The following is a 20197-nucleotide window of genomic DNA, read 5'->3' as shown; positions in this document are numbered from 1 at the left end:
AAACGGGCACAGCCAAGCGGCTGCGCCCGTTCAATAGCGTCAATTGTCTGCGTCGCGGGGTGGCTAGCACTCGCGCTGGGCCGAGGCCAGCGCGTCGGAGTTCTTGGTCACCTGAATGAGCCAGCCCAGCAGCAGGATGCCCACGGCAATGCTCCAGCCAAACATGGTCAGGGCATGCTGGGGGTAGCCGCCGTACGGGGTCGTCACGTCGCCGATGAAGTTCTTAATGGCCATGTAGCCAAGCAGCAAGGGCGTCACGAACTTGAGGCTAAAGTTCCACCAGCGGCCAAGGGCAAAGTCGGACACGGCGTTGATGTGCCTTCGCAGGCCTTCGAGGTTAAAGAACCACGACATGGCCACAATCTCCACAAGGCCGGTCATCAGCACGCCAAAGTTCATGACAAAGTGGTCCACGATGTCCAGAACAAGCAGGCCGGCGTTGCTGGCAAACACGGCTCCGGCAAGGATGCCCGTGATGCAGTAGGCGGAAACAGCCTTGCGGCGCGAGATCTGGAACTTGTCGCGGATGGCGGCCACACAGGCCTCACAGATGGAAATCTGGGAAGACAGGCCCGCCACCACAATGGCGCAGAAGAACAGGGTGCCGAGCACCTTGGGCATGGGCATAAAGTTGATGGCCTGCGGGATGGTCACAAAGCACAAACCAACGCCGGAGCTGACCACTTCGCTGATGCCAACGCCCTTGGCGGCGGCCATGTAGCCCAACACGCCAAAGATCATGATGCCCGCCAGCATGGAGAAGCCGCAGTTGATGAACACGGTCAAAAACGCGTTGTTGGTCACGTCGGACTTCTTGGGCAGGTATCCGGCGTAGGTGATCATGATGGAGAAGCCAGCGCCAAGGGTGTAGAAAATCTGGCCGTAGGCGGCAATCCACACGCTGCCTTTGCCAAGGGCGCTAAAGTCGGGCTTAAAGAGCCAGTCCACGCCCTGCACAGCGCCGGGCAAAAAGAGCACGCGGCCCACAATGGCAAGAACCAGCAAAAAGAGAACGGGCATAAAGAACTTGCTGGCGCGCTCGATGCCAGCCTTCACGCCGCTAAACAGCACAACCCAGCACACGCCCCACGCCAGCAAAATGGCGCCAAAGACCGGCCAGTTCATGCCGCCGAAATTGGTAGGAGAATCAGAAATATTCAGGAACGTGTTCATGAAGAACTCGCCCGTATTGGTGCCCCACGCCTGTGTGACGGCAAAGCCCACATACGAAATGGCCCAGCCGACAACGGCGACGTAGTACAGGGAGATAACAAAGGCCACCAGCACCTGCCACCAGCCAATCCACTCCCACTTGCGGGAGATGGAGGTAAAAATGCGGGGAGCGGAGCCACGGAACTTGTGCCCCATGCCGTATTCAAGAATAAGCAGGGGAATGCCAGCCGTGAGCAGGGCGACCATGTAAGGAATAAGGAAAGCGCCGCCACCGTTTTCATAAACCATGTACGGAAAGCGCCAGATGTTGCCGAGACCGATGGCCGAGCCAACGGCGGCCATGATGAAGCCAACGCGGGAACCCCACGTCTCCTGTGTGTTGCTCATTTTGGATATCCCTTCCTTCGTCAAGCAAACAAATAATGAAACAAGTCGTGTCAGGACGTGTCCGTCTGCGGCGGACAATGCCTTAAAAGGCAAATTTCAGTGCAGAAAACTTCCTTTTTGGAAACTTTAACCCCTTGCAAGTTCTTGCTTCGCAAAAAACCTGCACTAAAAAGTTCCCATACGGAAATAGCCTTATCGTCTACCCCTCCTGAACTGAACAATCAACCATTTTTCGAAATTTCCCGGTCGTGAATTCTTCCACATACCCGTGGCAGGCCGCTATCCGGGCCGCGCCATGGGCGGGCCCAGCGCGCAAAACGGCTGGCCCGGGACAGTCGCGCCGCATTGCGCCCAGCCCGGCAGTTTACTGCGCCAGCAACTGACATTAGACTTGTGCGGACAAATGCCGTACAGAAGACATCACACCCGTCCGGGTGCAAACCATGACTATCCAAGCAATCGTCGACGACATATGAAGAGCATAAAGAACACACGAAATTTCAGCATCATTGCGCACATCGACCACGGCAAGTCCACCCTTGCCGACCGTATCCTTGAGATTACGGGCCTCGTCAGTGCGCGGGAAAAGCGCGACCAGTATCTGGACAGGATGGAGCTTGAACGCGAACGCGGCATCACCATCAAGTCCCAGACCGTGCGCATCCCCTATACGGCCAAGGACGGCACCGAGTATGTGCTGAACCTCATCGACACGCCGGGCCACGTGGACTTCTCGTACGAAGTTTCACGGTCGCTCGCCGCGTGCGAAGGCGCTTTGCTGGTGGTTGACGCCACCCAGGGCGTACAGGCACAGACCCTTGCCAACGTCTACCTCGCGCTGGACAACGACCTTGAGATCATCCCCGTTCTCAATAAAATCGACCTGCCAAGCGCCGACGTAGACACCGTGAAGCAGGAGATCGAGGAAATGATCGGTCTTGACTGCTCCGACGCCATCGAAGTCAGCGCCAAGACGGGCATGAACGTGGACCAGGTGCTGGAGGCCATCGTCGCCAAGCTGCCGCCGCCGGTGGGCGACTCGGAAGAGCGCCTGCGGGCCGTCATCTTCGACTCGTGGTACGACACGTACCGCGGCGTGGTTGTGCTGTTCCGCATGCTGGACGGCACCCTGAAGGTGGGCGACCGCATCCGCATCAACTCCACCAAGCGCGCCTTCGACGTCACCAACCTTGGCGTCTTCTCCCCCAACCCCAAGGAAGTCAAAGCACTCTACCCCGGCGACGTGGGCTTTTTGTGCGCCAACATGAAAGACATCACCGATGCCCCGGTTGGCGACACCGTCACGCTGGAGAAGAACCCCACCGAGCTACCCTGCCCCGGCTTTAAGGAAATCAAGCCCATGGTCTTCTGCGGCCTGTACCCGGTGGAACCCGCCGAGTACGAACCGCTCAAGGCCGCGCTGGAAAAGCTGCGCCTCAACGACGCGGCGTTCCATTTTGAGCCGGAAACATCACAGGCCCTCGGCTTTGGCTTCCGCGCCGGATTCCTCGGCCTCCTGCATATGGAAATCATTCAGGAGCGCCTTGAACGCGAATTCGACGCCAAGCTCATCACCACCGCACCGTCCGTGGCGTATAAAATCATCACCACAGACGGCGTGGAAACCATTATCGACAACCCGAGCAATCTGCCCGACCCGCAGGCCATTTCGTCCTTTGCGGAACCGTATGTGCGCATGGAAATCCACGTGCCCAACGAATTCGTCGGCCCAACGCTCAAACTGTGCGAGGAAAAGCGCGGCATCCAGAAGGATATGCGCTACATGACCTCCACCCGCGTCATCATTACCTACGAGCTGCCCTTTGCCGAAATCGTCTACGACTTCTTCGACAAGCTGAAATCCGTGACCCGGGGCTACGCCTCCATGGACTACGAGTTCATCGACTTCCGCGAAGCCGACCTCGTCAAGCTGGACATGCTCATCAATGGCGACGTGGTGGACGCCCTTGCCATCATCGTGCACCGCGAACGTGCGGCGCGCTACGGCCGCGCCGTGGCCCTGAAGCTGAAGAAGTCCATCCCGCGCCAGCTGTACGAGGTTATCGTGCAGGCCGCCATCGGCACGCGCATCATCGCGCGCGAGCGCAACGCGCCCATGCGCAAAAACGTTACCGCCAAGTGCTACGGCGGCGACATCACGCGTAAGCGCAAGCTTCTTGAAAAGCAGAAGGCCGGCAAAAAGCGCATGAAGAAGATGGGCAGTGTGGAAATCCCGCAGGAAGCCTTCCTCGCCGCGCTCAAGGCCGAAACGGACTAAACCGCGCCAGCAACTCAGACGAACTGCGGAAGGGGCCGCCATGCCCCTTCCTCACATACCCAGAGGTTACGAACCCATGAATCCCAGATGGCACAAGGTCCTGCGTGATTATGCCGAAGCGCTCATCATCGCGCTTGTTCTTGCCTTTTTCATCCGCTCCTTTGTGGTACAGGCCTTTAAGATTCCTTCCGGCTCCATGCTGGAGACCCTCCAGATTGGTGACCAACTTCTCGTCAATAAATTCATCTACGGGGTGAAGCTGCCCTTCACGGACGTGACGCTGCTGCCCATTTCCGACCCCGAGCACGGCGACATCATCGTCTTCCGCTACCCGCGCGACGAGTCCAAGGACTACATCAAGCGCGTCATCGGCACCCCCGGCGACACCCTTGAAATGCGCGACAACGTGGTCTACCGCAACGGCGAGCGCCTCGACGAGCCCTACCTCGCCGGACTGCCGCCCAAAAACTTCCCGCCCACGCACAACTTCGGCCCCATATCCCTGCCCGAAGGCAAATACTTCTGCATGGGCGACAACCGCGAAAACTCCTCGGACTCCCGCTACTGGGGCTTCGTGGACCGCTCGCAAATCATCGGCAAGGCATGGCGCATCTACTGGTCATGGGAGGCCCCCCTCAACATCCGTTGGGGCCGCCTCGGCCAACTGGTCGAATAGCCCGCCCCGCCGCATCCACAGCACGCACAACACGGCCCGGTCCATTTTGGACCGGGCCGTGTTTCGTTTTGGCGCCTCTTGCCGCCCCGCCTCCCCTTCTGCAAATGCCGTTTGCATTCCTATATTCATCAATATATATACAGCACTGCCTGTTCGAAAAACCTTTTCCCCGACTGAAGCCACATGATTTCCACCGTCTCCTGCGCCGCCCTCATGGGCATTGATGCCTTCCGGGTGCAACTCGAAGTTGATTTGTCACGTTCCGGCATGCCTGCCTTTACCATGGTGGGCCTTGTGGAGGGGGCTGTGCGCGAAAGCAAGGAGCGCGTCCTCTCCGCCCTGCGCAACTCGGGCTTCAAGCTGCCGCCCTCGCGCATCACCGTCAATCTGGCCCCGGCAACGGTCCGCAAGGAAGGCAGCGCCTATGACCTGCCCCTCGCCCTTGGCCTGCTGGCCGGTGCAGGCACCATTGACGCCGGCGCCCTTGGTGGATTGTACTTTGCCGGGGAACTTTCCCTCAGTGGCGAGGTCCGCCCGGTGTCCGGCATTTTACCCATGGCTGTGCGCGCGCGGGACGAAGGGGCCAAGGGCCTTGTGGTGCCGACAGCCAATGTGGCCGAGGCCTCGGTGGTGGACGGCGTCAGCGTCTACCCCGCCGCAACCCTTGCGGACGTGGTGCGCCACGTTACTGGGGAAGCACCCATCGAGCCTGCGCCCAGCACCTTGCAGGACCTCTGGGCCATGCGCGAAGCCTTTCCCGTGGACTTCAGCGAGGTAAAGGGGCAGGAACACGCCAAGCGCGCCATTGAAATCGCCTCGGCTGGCGGGCATAATTTACTGTTCATCGGCCCGCCCGGCAGCGGCAAGACCATGCTGGCCAGCCGCATTCCCACGGTGCTGCCGCCCCTCACCTTTGACGAAGCCCTTGAGGTCACCAAAATCTACTCCGTGGCGGGACTCCTCGACGGTGAACCCCTGTGCGTAGCGCGTCCCTTCCGCCGCCCGCACCACACCATTTCCGACGCGGGCCTTATCGGCGGCGGCGCGTATCCGCGGCCCGGGGAAGTGTCGCTGGCCCACCGGGGCGTCCTCTTCCTTGACGAACTCCCCGAGTTCAAAAAAAATGTGCTTGAAGTGCTGCGTCAGCCGCTGGAGGACGGACGGGTCACCCTGTCCCGCGCGGCCATCTCCCTCACCTATCCGGCGGACCTGATGCTGGTGGCGGCCATGAATCCGTGCCCCTGCGGCTATTACGGCGACGCCAAACACGCCTGCACCTGCACGCCGCACCAGATTGGGGCCTACCGCTCGCGCCTGTCCGGCCCCCTGCTCGACCGCATTGACCTGCATGTGGAGGTCCCCGCCGTCAATTACGACGACCTGCGGGCCGACGGCCACGGCGCGGATTCCGCCACCATGCGCAGGCGCATCCTTGCCGCGCGCGGCGTGCAGGCCACGCGGTACGAGGGCCAAACCATTTTGACCAACTCCGAGCTGAGCGGCCGCCTGCTAGAACGCTACTGCGCCCTCACCAGCGCAGAGCACGCATTTTTGGAAAAGGCCGTCCATAGCCTTGGCCTCTCGGCACGGGCCTATACGCGGGTGCTGCGCATTGCCCGCACCATTGCCGACCTTGACGGCGCAGACGCCATCGCCGCGCCGCATCTGGCGGAGGCTATCAACTACCGAAGCCTCGACCGGCCAGGAATATAACCCCGCCACGGGAGGAAGCCATGTCCATTCTCAAGCCCATGTGCGACATCTGCCCCATGCGCCGCCGCGCCGAGCGCCGCCCGGATTCACTGCTGGCCCGGCTGTGGCGCTGGCACACCTCATGGTGCCCCGGCTACCGCCTGTACCAGCGGCAAATGCGCGCCGACGCCACTCGCCGCGTGCGCGAGCCGTAGCCCCGCGCAGTTTTCCACAACGCGCAGACTTTTCCACATCCGCCCGGCGCAGCGTCGCGCTAGTCGGAGAAAATGCTCTTGAGCGTGAAGAATCGACGGAATTCGGTATGCGGCACAGGGCGCGAGAACAAAAAGCCCTGCGCGTGGGTGCATCCGTGCCGGCGCAAAAACTCCACCTGTTCGGGAGTCTCTACCCCTTCGGCCACCACGTTCAGGCCAAGGCTCTCGGCCAGTTGCAGGATGGTGCGGGGCACCACTTCGCTTTCGGGATTCTCTCCGGTGATTTCCTGCACAAAGGAGCGGTCAATCTTCAGGGTATCAATGGGCAGGCGGCGCAGGTAGGACAGGGACGAATAACCGGTGCCAAAGTCGTCCAGCAGCACGCGCACCCCCATCCGCGACAACCGCCCCAAAATCTCCGAGGCCTGCTGCATATTTTGCATCAGCAGTGTTTCGGTGATTTCCACGCCCAACTGCCCCGGCGCAAGGCCCGTGCGGGAGAGTATGGTCCGCACTTCATCAGGCAGGTTGGTCCCGACAAAGTGCCGCGCGGACAGATTAATGGAAATCTTGAAATCCTTGGCCCCTTCCTTTTGCCACAGGGCCACGCGCTCCGCCGCATCCTCCATGACCTGCAAGTCAATGGGCACAATAAGCCCTGTTTCCTCGGCAAGGGGGATAAAGTCGTTTGGCGGGACAATGGTTCCATCGGGCTGCACCCAGCGCACCAAGGCCTCCGCGCCAATGACCTCACCCGTAAACAGGTCCACCTGCGGCTGATAATAGCTGACGAAATTTCTGTTCTTCACTGCGGTGCGAAGCTCACCCTCAATGGTCAGACGGCGCATGGCCTTCTGGTTCATCTCCGCCGTAAACATGCTAAAGGAATTCTGCTCCGTGCGCTTGGCCTGATACATGGCCATATCGGCATTTTGGACCAACTCCTCCGGACTGGAGACGCCGTCGTCCGGGTACACGCTGACGCCAATGCTAAAGCCCAAATAGAAATCCTGATTCCGGTAGTGGAAGGGCCGCGCAAAGCGGTCATTGATGGATGTGGCAAGGCGCGCCAGTGTGCTGCCGTCCTTGGCATCATCCACCACCACGAGGAATTCGTCGCCGCCCAGACGGGCCACGGTGTCCTTGCTGCGCACCACTTCACAGAGGCGCTCCGCCACCATGCGCAGCACTTCGTCGCCGCTTTGGTGGCCCAGCAGGTCGTTGACCAGCTTAAAATTATCAAGATCCAGCAGAAAGACGCCCACGGAGCACTTGCGCCGCTGGGCCACCTCTATGGCGCGCTCCAAACGCTCCATAAGCAGGCGGCGGTTGGGCAAGCCTGTCAATTCGTCATAAAACGCCTGCTGAACAAGCTGCTCCTCGGCCTTTTTGCGCTCCGTAATATCCACAAGGGACGCGACGCTGATGCGCTCGCCCGGGACCATGGCCACAGTGAGGGTCACGTGATGGGCCTTGCCCTCGGTATCAATAACACGCGCCTCGTACATGCGCGGCGCGTCCATGGGGTCCTGCCGCCGCGAGCGGTGATATTCCAGCATGCGGGGCACATCTTCGGGATGGAACAGGTCCACCCACGAGACCTTGCCCTCTAGCTCCTGCGCGGAGCGGCCAACCAGCGTCTCAAACTCCGGATTCGCCAGCAGAATGGTGGTATCTTCCTCAATGAGCATGGTGGCCGCGCCGGTGTTCATGAACACCGTCCTGTACAGCTTTTCCGTCTCCTGCAGGGCCAGCTGGGTTTCCTCCAGCGCCGTGATGTCCACCATGGTTTCAAGAATGCACGCGCGGCCCTGCCACGTCACACGCGCGGCGGTGCTGACAATGCTCACCACGGCCCCATCCCCCCGCCGCAGTTGGCGGACCTTGGTCCGGCCCACATCCTCGGTATGCACCAGCGGGCACCCCGATGTATCCTCGGCCTTGCACAGCCTGTCCACACAGCGCGTGCCCAGCACCTCCGAGGCCTCCAGCCCAAACAGCTCCAGAACAAAAGGATTGACCTCCAGCACCTCCAACGACGATTCATCCACAATCATCACCCCAGCATGCAGATGGCTGAGTATCTGACTGAAAAAGTGCTCATTCTCGCGAAGCTGCTCCAGCATGCCGTTGATGTCGTGCGCGAGCACGGCCACTTCGTCAGTGCCGCTTAGCTCCACAGCCCCGGAGTACCCCGGCCCCTTGGTAATGCGTGAGACCTGCCGCCCAAGGCGCGACAGGCGCGAGACCACCAACGAATCCATCAGCGCGATAACCACGGCCACCAACACCATCGCCGGAGCAATCACCCCTGCAATATGATACCGCACTACCCGCCCGGCAAGGGCGTGCAGCGGGCGGGGCATCTTGGCGGCCACCAACAACGAAGGACTGCCAAACACATCGGCAATAGGCGCCACAGCCATCAAGCGTGCCGGGGACAGCGCCCGGACGGTTCCAGGCGCATCGGCCAAATCGCGCACGAGGTCCGGCACATTGGGCGCGCCCGCCACATACAGGGACAAATCCAGCCCCGCCTCGGCCTCGGCGCGCTGTACAAAGGCCTCATCCATCACCCGCCCCATCACGCACGCCCCGCGCGGCGGACCGGACGGCATGCTCGTCAGCACAGGCATGGCCGAAACAATGTGCGGCACCCCGTCAAAGAGCAGCACGCCAGACAGGCCCTCCGTGCCGTAGTCCTGCCCACGTAGCCACAATTCGCGCAGGGCCTGCTGCAACTGGCCGGGCAGGGGCAAAAAGACCCCCCGGTCAAGGTCTGCCAGCCGCCCGGTGACAACGGAGCCATCGTTATGCAGGTAGACGACAAACCGCAGACGCTGTTCCTCAAAGGTAGAAAAAGTCAGGTTGGATTCGATATACGCGGCGTTGCGGTTGTCCATGAAGGCGTAGGTGTCGTCCCACCATGCCCAGTCCCGCGTCAGGGACGCCAGCGAGTGGACCTCGCCGTCCAGAATATTGCGCACCCGCGTCAAATCGCGAAGCGCATTCTCGCGCTCAACGGCGCTGAACCCGTCCGTATAGACCATGGATATAACCAAGACGGACAGAACCAGCATCGTTGCGCTGGCCAGGAGCACAACCGTGGTCATTGTGCTGCGCAGGGTCTTCATCACAATGTGGGCACCTCGCCGCAATTCGCACAGGGTTGGAGGGAGTTTTCACTCTACCACGCCTGCAGTGACGAAACAATCTGCGGCGCAAGCCCAATACCCAGCGGACACTCCTTTTCGCCGCAAAAGCAAAAAAAAAGCGCCCGGGCATAAGCCCGGGCGCCAGAAAGGCACAAAAGAGGTGGCCGCGTTAGGCGACCTGGCGAAGCGCACAGCGCAGGAGCTTTTCCCCACACTGGAAGAGAATCTTCACCTTGTCGGTGTCCACAAGCTCGCACACGTAGCCGGTGCCGAACTTGGGGTGCTCGATAACGTCGTCCAGCTCGTACTCGCCCTGCATGCTGTAGGGCTTGGGAGCGTTTTCACTGCGGGCCTGCAGGGCCTTTTCCCACAGTTTGCGGACGGCTTCGGAATTGACGGCTGCGGCTGCGGCCTTCTTTTTGGACGCGGCGGTGCGGCGCGGGGTGCTGGCGGTGCTACCGCCTGTGGCGCCAGCCTTGCGTACGGGGCTGACCTTGCCGCCGGAACGCTTGACCACGGTCGCGGAGGTTTCGGCCTTCTGCACGCGGGGCGGGCGATGCTTATGCATGCTTCCACACGCGCAGCACTGGACCTTGATCACTTCGCCATCAACCATGGCGGCAATGATATGATTCGTTACGTCCTTACACCGAGAGCAACGGGACTCGGTGTATCCACCTACAGAAAGCTTTTTTGTGGCCATACGTCTGTTAATCCTTGTCTCGAAAATCTGGGGGGCAAACAAAAAACCACAAGGTTCAACCTTGTGGTCGCTGTGTTCCGGATGCGGACCTTTGCCTAGTCTTTTCTCAGACGCTTTGCAACCCCAAGATGAGGCGTACCCCGCGCCTTTTCTGCCTTTGCCAAGCATCACGTGGTGTTGGGCGAGGCCCCCATTTCACCTTTTTTCGCGCCGGCGCGCCAGCCCTGCTGGCGGCCGGCTTTTCTGTGGCGGCACAGTCCGCCAGAGGCCCCTTCGCCCATGCTCTCCGGGCAGGACAGAAACACCACGCAGGAATTCGCCGCCTTGATGGCGTTATAAATCCGAAGAAAAGGCACAGGGATGACCAGCTCCCATACCGGGTCCGGCTCACCGGGGTAGGGCGCCCATTTGAGGGTCTCGGTCAGTTCCGGTGAATTCGCCGGCAGGTAGAGAAGCCCTGTATACTCCATCACCAGTTCAGGCACAGGCCCCTGCGCCCCCTCGGCCACCGCCGGACGCACGGCGGCAGACGTCACATACGAACCAAGTTCGTCCTCAAGCGAGGCGGCAAACTCACCGCCCAGCAAAAAGGAGCCATCGAGCAGCTGCGACCGCGCGTCTTCCCCATTTGCGCACCGCCCCTGCAAGGGGACGCGGATCGTCACGAGGGAGCCGTTATGGCACGTCACCTCAAGCCCTGACATATCCGGCCACACCTGCGCCAGCGCCCTGCCGTCGCGCCACAGGGTAAAGCGGCGCTCCGCGGTCACAGACGGCGCTGTCACACTCTGGGCGCGCAGGGTGACCTGCACGCCGTCCCATGGCGGCGGAGGCGTGCGGTAGGTGCACAGCGTCCAAATGGCCTCATCGCCGCCCTCGCACACGATGCGCCGCTCAGTTTCCCACGTTTCGGTCTGCGGGTTGTACAGGCGGCCCCGGTCCACGGACAGCACAACCTCCTCGCGCCCGGCGCGAACGTCCCCGGCAAAAAGGCAGTCCACCCGCACAGGCAAGGGCTGACTGCTGTACAAATCATGTCCGAACGCGTCCGTAGAATCATACCCCAGCTGCCCAGCGGCAAGGTCCAGCCCACCGGCAAAACGCTCGGCATCATCCCACACAAACCCGCCAAGGCGCAGTTCGCTCAAGGTTGCGCCGCGGCGCAGGTTCACCGCCAACTGGCAGCGCAGCTGGCGCCCATCCTCAAGACGCACGGTTATTGTCACGTCGTTGCGCCCGGGGACACAGTCCATCCCGCTCCAATCGCAGACCACGGCGCACGCTCCGCCCTGGACCTGCTCCACGCGCAGGGCGTCGGCCATGGGGCCCTCCACCTCAGCCGTGATGCGCGCCCCGCCGCCAATCGCCTCGGTGGATTCATCCGCGCGCTGCAGCAGACAGGTCATGGCGCGGCGGGCGTAGGGGCCGTCCTCAGGCGCAAGATTCCATTGCGTCACGCCGCCAGCAAAGGCCGCGCGGACCGCCACCACGGGGTTCAGGTCCACATCACTGCCCCCATCCGCCAACAGCCGCTCCCGCAGGGCCGCCTTGCGCTCAAGGGACAGAAGTCCCGGATTCTCCGCGTCAATGTCATCCAGCACCACGGAAGCCACCTCGGCGTATCCTTCCCCGCCAAGGTCGGCCATACGCGCGCGAAAGGACTGCGCCATGGCCGCGGCTAACGGCGCAAGCTCGGCCTCGTACCACTGGGCGTCCTCGGGCGTCATGCGCAGGTCATGTGCCACGGCGTCCCACACCAACGGGTCCACGTGCCCGTCGGCCACGCCGTCGGCCATATCCTGCCCCAGCATTGCCACCATGCAGGTAAAGCGCATATGCGCCGGCGCGGCGGCTTCGCCCGCCACATCGCGCACGGCGCGCTCCAATTGGCGGATGCCCGCCTTGGTCAGCGCCACGGCGATGATGGCGTCGTCGTCCATCTCCGCCTCGCCCACGGGGTGGTCCACCAAAACATCCACGCCTGTGGTGCCCGCAACAAGGGCCACGGCATAGTCCATGGCCTGCCGCGTCAGTTGCCCATCAGGGCACCGGCCACGCGCAATCCAATACGCTAACTGGGAGAGGGGGGAGATTTGGCACAGGGTCTTGCCCTCTGCATGGGGGACGATGCCAAAGACTGATGTTTTCATGGCGAGGCGTGTTTCCCCGCCACCAAGGGCCGCGCGCTTTTCCACGCCGCCGCTGAGTTCCACCCTGTAGGGGCCGCCATGGGGGATGTGGGCAATCTCATAATGCCCGGCCTCGGTTGTCGTGCCGGTGCCCACTTCCTCGCCGGTGGCATAGTCGCGCACCACAACATCCGCCCCGGCAAACACCGAACCGCCCGCGCCACCATGAATGGTCGCAGGCTCGTCCATGCCGCGCCCGTCCGGGCCACACGCCGCCACAATGACAGCGAGCGCCACCAGACACAGTCGCAGTCCGTATGTCCGGCGTATGCCTCTTGGGTTCACGACGGTATCAGTCCTCCACATCGTTTCGGACCGACTATATATAGTACCCTTTTCGTGTCAACGCCTTTTCCATATGCACCGGACGTCTTTCGCAACAGGAAGACACCGTACCACGCATGCGGTTTTGACGCCCTTTGCACATCACTCGCATCGTGCCGCGGCGCTACTGCATCATTCTGCGTCTATATAGGCTTATCTATAGACTATGCTCACCCTTCGTGCAGGCTTTGCAATGGCGGGTGACGGAGAGGGTGGCGGTTAGACGCCACAAAGGTGCGGGCACCCCCGGCATGGGGGCGGGGGCTGATGGGTGGTGGCAAAGGCCGTGCGCAAGGCGTGAGCAACCTCCGCAAGGCGGGCGGCACTGTCAAAGTCTGTGCCGATGTGGGCGGTCAAGGCGTCGTACAGGGCCGTGCGCCGCGAAAAGGCCTCGCGAAAGGCCACATAGTCCGGCGCATCCCATATCTCGGGAAAGGACGACGTCGCAAGGGAGCCAAAGCCCACCCGCGCGGCCTCGCCCCAGCCCGCTGGCGTCAGGCGCGGATACTCGCCGCGCATGGGCGGGCACAGATACACGCAGGGCGACACCGTCCCGTCTGCGGCAAGGTAGGCGTTTTCCAACGGATTCTTGGGACAGACGGGCAGTTCCTCAGTCCGCAGGTGCGGCGCGGCAAGCTCCACGTGGGACACTATGGCTGCCCAGCGCGCCAGCACCACCGGCCACCACTGCCGCCCCCGGTCATAGGCCACAAGGCGCTGCTGGGCGGAGCAGCACACATGGACCATATTCGTGCACACCACACGGTCCGCGCCAAGCTCCGCGCACAGCCGCACTGCGCGCGGCAAATCGGCAAGGGTGCGCGGCGTGATGAGCAGGTTGACCAGCAGCGGCGGGAAAGTCCCCCGGCCCCGCGCGGCTGCGATATCCCTGATGGCCTGAGTCGCCGCGGCAAAGGTTCCCTCGCCGCGCAAGGGGTCCTGCGTTGCGGCGTCGGCCCCGGCAAGGCTGACGGCCATGGAATCCACCCCGGCCGCCACAAGCTCCCGCGCGCCATCACGGGACAGGAGAACGCCATTGGTGGACAGGCTCACAAGGACGCCCCGCGCCTTCAGCTGGGCGACGCGGTCTGAAACATCTCCGCGCATAAGGGACTCGCCCCAGCCCTGCACATGCACGGCGGAAAAGTGCTCCGCCGCATCCAGCATGGCCCCGCAGATTTCCGGTGGCATGTCCGCATCAATCCACTGCTCCGGAAAGTTGCCGCGCAGGCACGTGACGCAGCGCAGGGTGCACCGGCTGGAAAGCTCTGCCTGCAACACTCCGCCCGGCTTGCGCTGGCCCGCACTGGGCGCCTCTGCCGCGTTCATCGCGTCCTCCTAGAGCACCGTCCGGAAGCTTCGCACCAAGTCGCGCACCATGCTCTGGTCCGCCAACCGTCCGCCGTCAGCAGTCAGCCGCTGGAGCGCACCGCGCACGTCGCGCTGGGCGAGGTCCGCCACCTCCTGCATGAAGGCCGTGAAGACCTGCATCTCCAACACGTCGCGCACATGGATGGCGCGGTGGCGGTGGCGTATCTGCAGCAGTTCGCTCTGGGTTTTGCTCGCATCGGACAGCGCGTCCTGACTCAGCCATGCCAATCCGGTATACTCCGGCACGTGCACATGGGCGGACACCCGCCCCACACGCAAAAAGAAATCCTGATCCCCAAGGGCCGTATAGCGTGTGTCAAAATACCCAAACACCTCATGCGCCGCGCGCCGCCACACCGGATGCGGCCCCACGGTGCATGACACTAAATTGTGCTCAAACACATACTCCGGCCACACCCACGCCCCGCCATCGCGCAGGGTGGGCGTGTGGCTGGCAAAGGTGCCGTGCGGCTCCTCGGTAAGCCGCGTATCGCCAAAGGCCAGCTGCGCGGTGGGCGCGGCCTCAAGTGCGGCGCACAGCACCTCGCACGCTGTGGGGGCCAGCCTGTCATTGGTACTCATGGGCATAATGTACTGCCCCGCCGCAAGGTGCACCCCAAGGTTCCACGCCGCGTAAATGCTGATGCGCTCCGGCGTGCGGATATACCTGATATTGCCATAGCGCTTCTGAAAATCCGCCACCACTGCGGCCTCCCCCTCGGGCGAGGCCGCGTCGATGACGATGATTTCCATATCCTGCGCCATACTCTGCGCCTCAAGGTCCGCTAAGCTCTCGGCAATAAACGCCGCAGAGGCGTAGGTGGAAACGATGGCCGTCAGCGCGTACCCGCGTGCGCGGTACCCCGCATCCGACACCGTGCAGGACGCACACTGGGCATCAAACTGCCGCCGCAGGGCGTCGTTGCTCATGCTCCGGGCTTCCTCATCGTCCGGCATTTCATCAAGATGAAAGGCCAACACCTGCAACAGGTCCGCGTCGCTTCCAAGCCCCCGCAAAAGCCCCGCCAAGGTCAGCACGGCAGCGCGGTCGTGACGGTTGGCCGCAAGGGCGGCGTCCAGCAGGCGGATGGCGCGAGCCGCCTCCCCCCCGTCGGCAAGGGCGCGGGCCTCCTGCGCCACCGGCGGCCCTGGCTGGGCATTCAGCGCATACGGCGGCGCGCCCGTTTGCGCAGGGTGCACCACAGACGGCGGACAGTGGACCTTGGGGACATAGGCCACCCATGTGCCGTCAAGGCGTACGGGCAGTTGGGGAACGCGCAACAGGGGCATGGGGTGCCTGTCGTCGGCAAGAAGGACATGCTCGTGGGTCAGCCACTCGGGCGGAACGCCAACCCCCAAAAAGTCCGGGGCCTTGCGGTGGATGGCGAGGAGCGCGCGGCGGACAAGGTCCGCCCAGTCCCGATGCGCGCCGCGCAGGGCCTCTATGGGAATGGGCGCGCCAAGGGTGCGGCGCGGCGCGACCATGGCGTTCATGACCACGGCGGCGTCGCGGTGGTCCACAAAACAGGCGTCGTCGGAAACGGCCTCGGGCTGGCAGAGCGCCCCGCGCGGCGCGCGTTCCCACGCGTCGCCGCCGCCACGGCACAGCCACGCCGCAGGGCCGCCCCCGTCAGCGGAAAGTTCCATGCCGCCAGTGCCCGGCGCTGTTGGCGGCGCACCGCACGCGCGCAGTCCTGGCGTCAGCACCAGCCGCACAGCTCCGCGCGGGGCGTCTGCGGCCATCTCCCGCGGGGGCGGAAGGGGCGACGTCACATGCCGTACGCCGCCCGGAAAAATCCGCGCCAGCACATCCGCCGCCGCGCCGTCATCCACCCAAAACGTCGGGCACACGCCCCACGCATCATAGAGGGACAACGCCGTGGCAACAGCGGGCACCACATCGCGCCCAGCAACCGGCAACAGGTACTGGGAACAGCCATTTTTCCCTTTCGAAAGCACATTCGCGCAGGACGTGACCACAAGCCCTCCCGTGCAGAGAGTACAGAGTCTGGGCATACATTCCTGCTGCTTTTCTACTATAAAAAAAGCACTTTGAACACGCCGGTTCACACACTGCCAGCGCCATCCCCGATCACCGGAGCAAAACGACGCATTTTGCGCCAGAACCAGACCAAAACGGGCGCAAAAGTCGCCTGTTATGGGCGTTTTCTGGCAAAAGTGACCCTGTAATGTGAATTTGTCTCTAGACTTTGTGCATCAACAGGGGTATTCAGCAATGCTTATCCACAATCGGGGTTTCAGGACTGTGGTTTCGTTGTGAAAAGTTCCACTTGGGAGGGAGCTTTCTCAACAAAACCGGCACCGTGCCCCGACGGTGCATAACGAACCGAGACGAACCCAAAAGGGGTTGCACACCTCAGGGGTATGCAATGGGCTCTCCCGGTTCAGCAGAACCTAATCGCATAGGGAAGGTGAATAATGACTGAAAGAGAACAGTGGGGTTCGAGGATCGGTTTCATCCTCGCGGCCGTCGGCTCCGCCATCGGCCTCGGCAACATCTGGCGTTTTCCGTACATGGCGTATGAAAACGGCGGTGGCGCATTTCTGATTCCGTACATCTTTGCCATGCTGACTGCTGGCATCCCCTTCATGATCCTTGAATTCGGCCTTGGCCACAAATTCCGCGGCAGCGCTCCCAAAACTTTTGCCGCCATCAATCCCAAGTGGGAGTGGCTGGGGTGGATGCAGGTGCTGGTTGCCGCTGTTATCGCCGTGTACTACGTGGCGATCATTGGCTGGTCCATCGCCTACACCGGCTTTGCCGTCACGCAGGCATGGGGAACCGCGCCCAAGGATTTCTTCTTTGGCGAATTCCTCGCGCTGACGGGCTCGCCCTTTGAACTGGGCAGCCTGCGGCCGATCATCCTCGTTGCCACCATTGTCGCATGGGGCGTAACGTGGGCGGCCTGCATCTCCGGCGTGAAGGCTGGCATTGAGCGCGCCGTCAAGGTGCTGATGCCCACGCTGTTCATCCTGCTGATGGTCATGATTTTCCGGGTGGTGACCCTGCCCGGCGCCAATGAAGGCCTCAACTGGCTCTTCAAGCCCGACTTCAGCGCACTGAGCAACTATAAGGTCTGGGTGGCCGCCTACGGACAGATTTTCTTCACCCTGTCCATCGGCTTTGCCATCATGATCGCCTACTCCAGCTACCTGCCCAAGAAGTCCGACATCAACAATAACGCCTGCATGACGGTGTTCATCAACTGTGGCTTCTCCATGGCCGCCGGCGTGATGATCTTTGCCGTCCTCGGCTACATGGCCGCCAAGCAGGGCGTTGGTGTCAACGAAGTGGTGTCCGGCGGCGTGGGACTGGCCTTTATCACCATCCCAACCGCCATCAACCTGATGCCCATGCCCGCCGTGTTTGGCACGCTGTTCTTCCTGGCGCTGACCATGGCCGGCATCAGCTCGCACATCTCCATTGTTGAGGCCTGCATCTCGGCCTTCATGGACAAAATGGAATGGACCCGCCGCAAGACCGTCAACATCATCTGCGGCACGGGCTTTGTGGTCTCGCTGGTGTTCTGCTCCGGCGCGGGCCTGCTCATCCTCGACATTGTCGACCACTTCATCAACAACTTCGGCATCATGGGCGGCGCAGTTGTGGAGATCTTCCTCATCACGTGGCTGTGCAACCTTGATGTGGTTCGCGACCACGTGAACCGCAACTCCGAATTCTATGTTGGTACGGTCTGGAGCGTGTGCTTGCGCTTCGTCACCGTGCCCATGCTGGGCTTCCTCTTCGTCACCAACCTCGTTGGCGACCTGAAGGCCCTGTACGGCGGCTACTCGCTCATCAGCATCGTGTCCTTCGGCTGGCTCGTCTTTGCGGCCACCGTGGTCATCGGCATCGCCATGCAGGCCAAGACCAGCCCCGCAGGCTACATTGGCTACACCGACAACTCCCTCAAGAGGTAAAAAGATATGACGACCGGAGCAATCATCATGATGGTCATCGGCCTTGGCATCACGTGGGGCGGCGCCGCCCTTTGCCTGAAAAAGGCCATGAAGAAATAGCGACCCTTTCGCTACTGCAATGGATGGGAGAGTGCCTGAGGGCGCTCTCCCTTTTTTTATGCGCGAAGCGCGGCAAGGGCGCACCGCGCGCCGTTTTTCATGCCCCCTTGGAGCGGGGCGCCTGCTGAAACAGACCCCAAGGCGCTCCGTACAGGCCGCCCACTCATCCCAAACGGCAATGCGCCGGCACGACAATACAGTCGCACAGACGACACACAACACCACACGCCGCCCAATTTCGCGCCACTTGCAAAGGCGAGCGTATGGGTTTTATACGTTTTTGCATGGCGTTTTCGCCTCTGCGGCAGAAAAAGCGCATACGCATGCGATACACTCAGATTGTTGTGCGTCTGGCTGGCGCTGGCAGTGGCAGGTTGCGCGCTTTTGCGCGTAGCCGCCCAAAGCCGTCGTTGACCCCCTAGCGGCGGAGGCGTAAGCCGCCAAGCTGCGCTCATGCGAGGTCGAGCGCTCTACTACCACCCTAAGGAGATACACATGACCATCGAGGCACTGACACGTGTCCTCCAAGCCTGCATCAGCCCTTGCGTGCTGATATCGGGCGTAGGACTGATTGTCCTTTCCATGACCAACCGGATAGGCCGACCCATCGACCGCATCCACGTCCTGCAGGACAGGCTGAAGACAGCATCCGAGTCCGAAGCCGTTTTGCTCCACAAGCAGATTGACCTGCTGTTCAAGCGCTGCCGCGTGTTGCAGACCGCCATCAGCCTTGCGCTGTCCAGCGTGTTCTTTGTCAGCGTCATCATCTTGTGCCTGTTTGCCACGTTTGTGGTGGAGCTTCAGTTGCAGAACATCATTGAAGCCATGTTCTTTGCCGCCATTATCTGCTTGGTCTTTTCCATGGTCTTCTTCCTGTGCGACATCCGCATGACGCTCAACTCCCTGCAGGTTGAGCTGCACCCGCACGCCGCGTCTTCCGACACGTAGCGCCCAAGACTTTGTCTGACGCAAAGGGGCGCGCCATGCGCCCCTTGCGACGGCATAGCCGCCCCACGCGCCCGCGCCTCTTCTGTCCATATCTGCCCAGCTGACGCGGCGCTTGCCCCGCGCGTTCACCGCGCGCCACGCACAAAACGCGCGCAGCGGCGCAATATGGCCGCGCACGCGCTCCGCGTTGCAACTGTTTTCCACTCCGCCGCCAGCTTTAGGCTACACGCCCTCGCGCATCAGGGCCGTAAAGGCGGCAATGGCGTCATCCACCGTCCCCGTAAAGGGGTAGGAGACCTTCACGCCCGCCTCGCGCAGGGCGCGCGCCGCCTTGGCGCCGCAATTGCCCGCCAAGACCGCCTCCACGCCCTGCTCCGCCAGCGTCCGCGCCACATTGACGCCGCAGCCCTCCTGCTCGTCCCTATGGGGATTGGGCACGGCGGTTTCCTCGCCAGTGGCGGTGTCGTAAATATAAAAGTAGTCGGCGCGCCCAACCACCGGCTCCACACGCGCTGTGCGCGTGGTCCCCGCACTGCAAATGGCAAATCGTGTGTATGTTTTCATGCCCGGAACATAGCAAAGCCAGTGCCACAGGCTCAAACATCCTGTTTTCTCGCCATTTTCTCATTCAAGCCCGCCGCATGGCCCCGCAAACAGGGCGCAAAATGCGCCGCCTGTCTTTTTCCGCGCCCCACGGGGATATTCAGCGGTGTGCCACATTCCGTTTCGTACGCAACAATATGGGGCAATCCCAATCTAGCACCGGAGCCAGCGCGTTTTGGAGCAAAGCACTATTGACGCATCCGCACCGGGCGTTTATCCAAAACCACAAAGTAAACGCTCTCCTAACAAAAAACGCGTAACCTGCCGATATCCCCTGCACAAGGAACATCGTTTTACGCAAACGGATGAGGAGACGGGCGATGCGATTTTCATCCGCAGCATGCTGGTGACGGCGCCACCGCACCAACGACGCACTGGGCACATGTTCTGGAGGACTGCACAACACATAACCCGCTTGCCATACGAGACGAGCGCAACCCGT

Annotated in this window: 14 protein-coding genes; 7 read left to right on the top strand and 7 right to left on the bottom strand. The window is 62.0% G+C overall.

Features of this window, described 5'->3' with window-relative positions:
- Window positions 1–63: 63 nt before the first annotated feature.
- Window positions 64–1560, bottom strand: a complete 1497-nt coding sequence (locus ACYQ2T_RS00680) for a sodium-dependent transporter (RefSeq protein WP_459897635.1) — start codon at window positions 1558–1560, stop codon at window positions 64–66.
- Between the two features lie 472 nt (window positions 1561–2032).
- Between ACYQ2T_RS00680 and lepA the strand changes: the two genes are divergently transcribed.
- The 4 genes from lepA to ACYQ2T_RS00660 all read left to right on the top strand — a co-directional run bounded on the left by lepA (window position 2033) and on the right by ACYQ2T_RS00660 (window position 6421).
- Window positions 2033–3838 carry a translation elongation factor 4 gene (lepA, locus tag ACYQ2T_RS00675; RefSeq protein ID WP_459897633.1) on the top strand — a complete coding sequence of 602 codons (1806 nt, stop codon included), beginning with the start codon at window positions 2033–2035 and terminating at the stop codon, window positions 3836–3838.
- 76 nt (window positions 3839–3914) lie between these two features.
- A complete protein-coding gene (gene lepB, locus ACYQ2T_RS00670) occupies window positions 3915–4514 on the top strand; it encodes a signal peptidase I (RefSeq protein ID WP_459897631.1) in 600 nt (199 codons plus the stop codon).
- A 183-nt stretch (window positions 4515–4697) separates the two neighbouring features.
- A complete protein-coding gene (locus tag ACYQ2T_RS00665; protein WP_459897630.1) occupies window positions 4698–6227 on the top strand; it encodes a YifB family Mg chelatase-like AAA ATPase in 1530 nt (509 codons plus the stop codon).
- Between the two features lie 20 nt (window positions 6228–6247).
- Window positions 6248–6421, top strand: coding sequence for a hypothetical protein (locus ACYQ2T_RS00660; protein WP_459897628.1), 174 nt, complete (start codon window positions 6248–6250; stop codon window positions 6419–6421).
- 59 nt (window positions 6422–6480) lie between these two features.
- Here the strand turns inward: ACYQ2T_RS00660 and ACYQ2T_RS00655 are convergent, their stop codons facing one another.
- From ACYQ2T_RS00655 to ACYQ2T_RS00635, 5 genes are all read right to left on the bottom strand, one after another.
- The gene (locus ACYQ2T_RS00655) at window positions 6481–9555 is read right to left on the bottom strand and encodes an EAL domain-containing protein (RefSeq protein WP_459897685.1); all 3075 of its coding nucleotides are present in this window, start codon (window positions 9553–9555) and stop codon (window positions 6481–6483) included.
- Between the two features lie 190 nt (window positions 9556–9745).
- Window positions 9746–10144, bottom strand: coding sequence for a hypothetical protein (locus tag ACYQ2T_RS00650; RefSeq protein WP_404846087.1), 399 nt, complete (start codon window positions 10142–10144; stop codon window positions 9746–9748).
- Between the two features lie 302 nt (window positions 10145–10446).
- On the bottom strand, window positions 10447–12705 hold the full coding sequence (locus ACYQ2T_RS00645; RefSeq protein WP_459897626.1) for a carboxypeptidase-like regulatory domain-containing protein: 2259 nt from the start codon (window positions 12703–12705) through the stop codon (window positions 10447–10449).
- A 306-nt stretch (window positions 12706–13011) separates the two neighbouring features.
- Entirely contained in the window at window positions 13012–14121 is a 1110-nt protein-coding gene (locus ACYQ2T_RS00640; protein WP_459897624.1) for a radical SAM/SPASM domain-containing protein, read from the bottom strand.
- 9 nt (window positions 14122–14130) lie between these two features.
- On the bottom strand, window positions 14131–16179 hold the full coding sequence (locus ACYQ2T_RS00635) for a glycosyltransferase (protein WP_459897622.1): 2049 nt from the start codon (window positions 16177–16179) through the stop codon (window positions 14131–14133).
- Window positions 16180–16602: 423 nt separating this feature from the next.
- Here ACYQ2T_RS00635 and ACYQ2T_RS00630 point away from each other — a divergent pair, with 423 nt between their 5' ends.
- The 3 genes from ACYQ2T_RS00630 to ACYQ2T_RS00620 all read left to right on the top strand — a co-directional run bounded on the left by ACYQ2T_RS00630 (window position 16603) and on the right by ACYQ2T_RS00620 (window position 19152).
- A complete protein-coding gene (locus tag ACYQ2T_RS00630) occupies window positions 16603–18105 on the top strand; it encodes a sodium-dependent transporter (RefSeq protein WP_404846091.1) in 1503 nt (500 codons plus the stop codon).
- A 6-nt stretch (window positions 18106–18111) separates the two neighbouring features.
- Window positions 18112–18204, top strand: a complete 93-nt coding sequence (locus ACYQ2T_RS00625; RefSeq protein WP_404846092.1) for a MetS family NSS transporter small subunit — start codon at window positions 18112–18114, stop codon at window positions 18202–18204.
- Window positions 18205–18699: 495 nt separating this feature from the next.
- Window positions 18700–19152, top strand: a complete 453-nt coding sequence (locus ACYQ2T_RS00620) for a DUF2721 domain-containing protein (RefSeq protein WP_459897620.1) — start codon at window positions 18700–18702, stop codon at window positions 19150–19152.
- Between the two features lie 222 nt (window positions 19153–19374).
- Here the strand turns inward: ACYQ2T_RS00620 and ACYQ2T_RS00615 are convergent, their stop codons facing one another.
- Entirely contained in the window at window positions 19375–19716 is a 342-nt protein-coding gene (locus ACYQ2T_RS00615) for a NifB/NifX family molybdenum-iron cluster-binding protein (protein ID WP_459897618.1), read from the bottom strand.
- Window positions 19717–20197: the final 481 nt, after the last annotated feature.

The organism is Desulfobaculum senezii (assembly GCF_054657395.1).
This window is presented reverse-complemented; position numbering and strand designations above follow the sequence as displayed.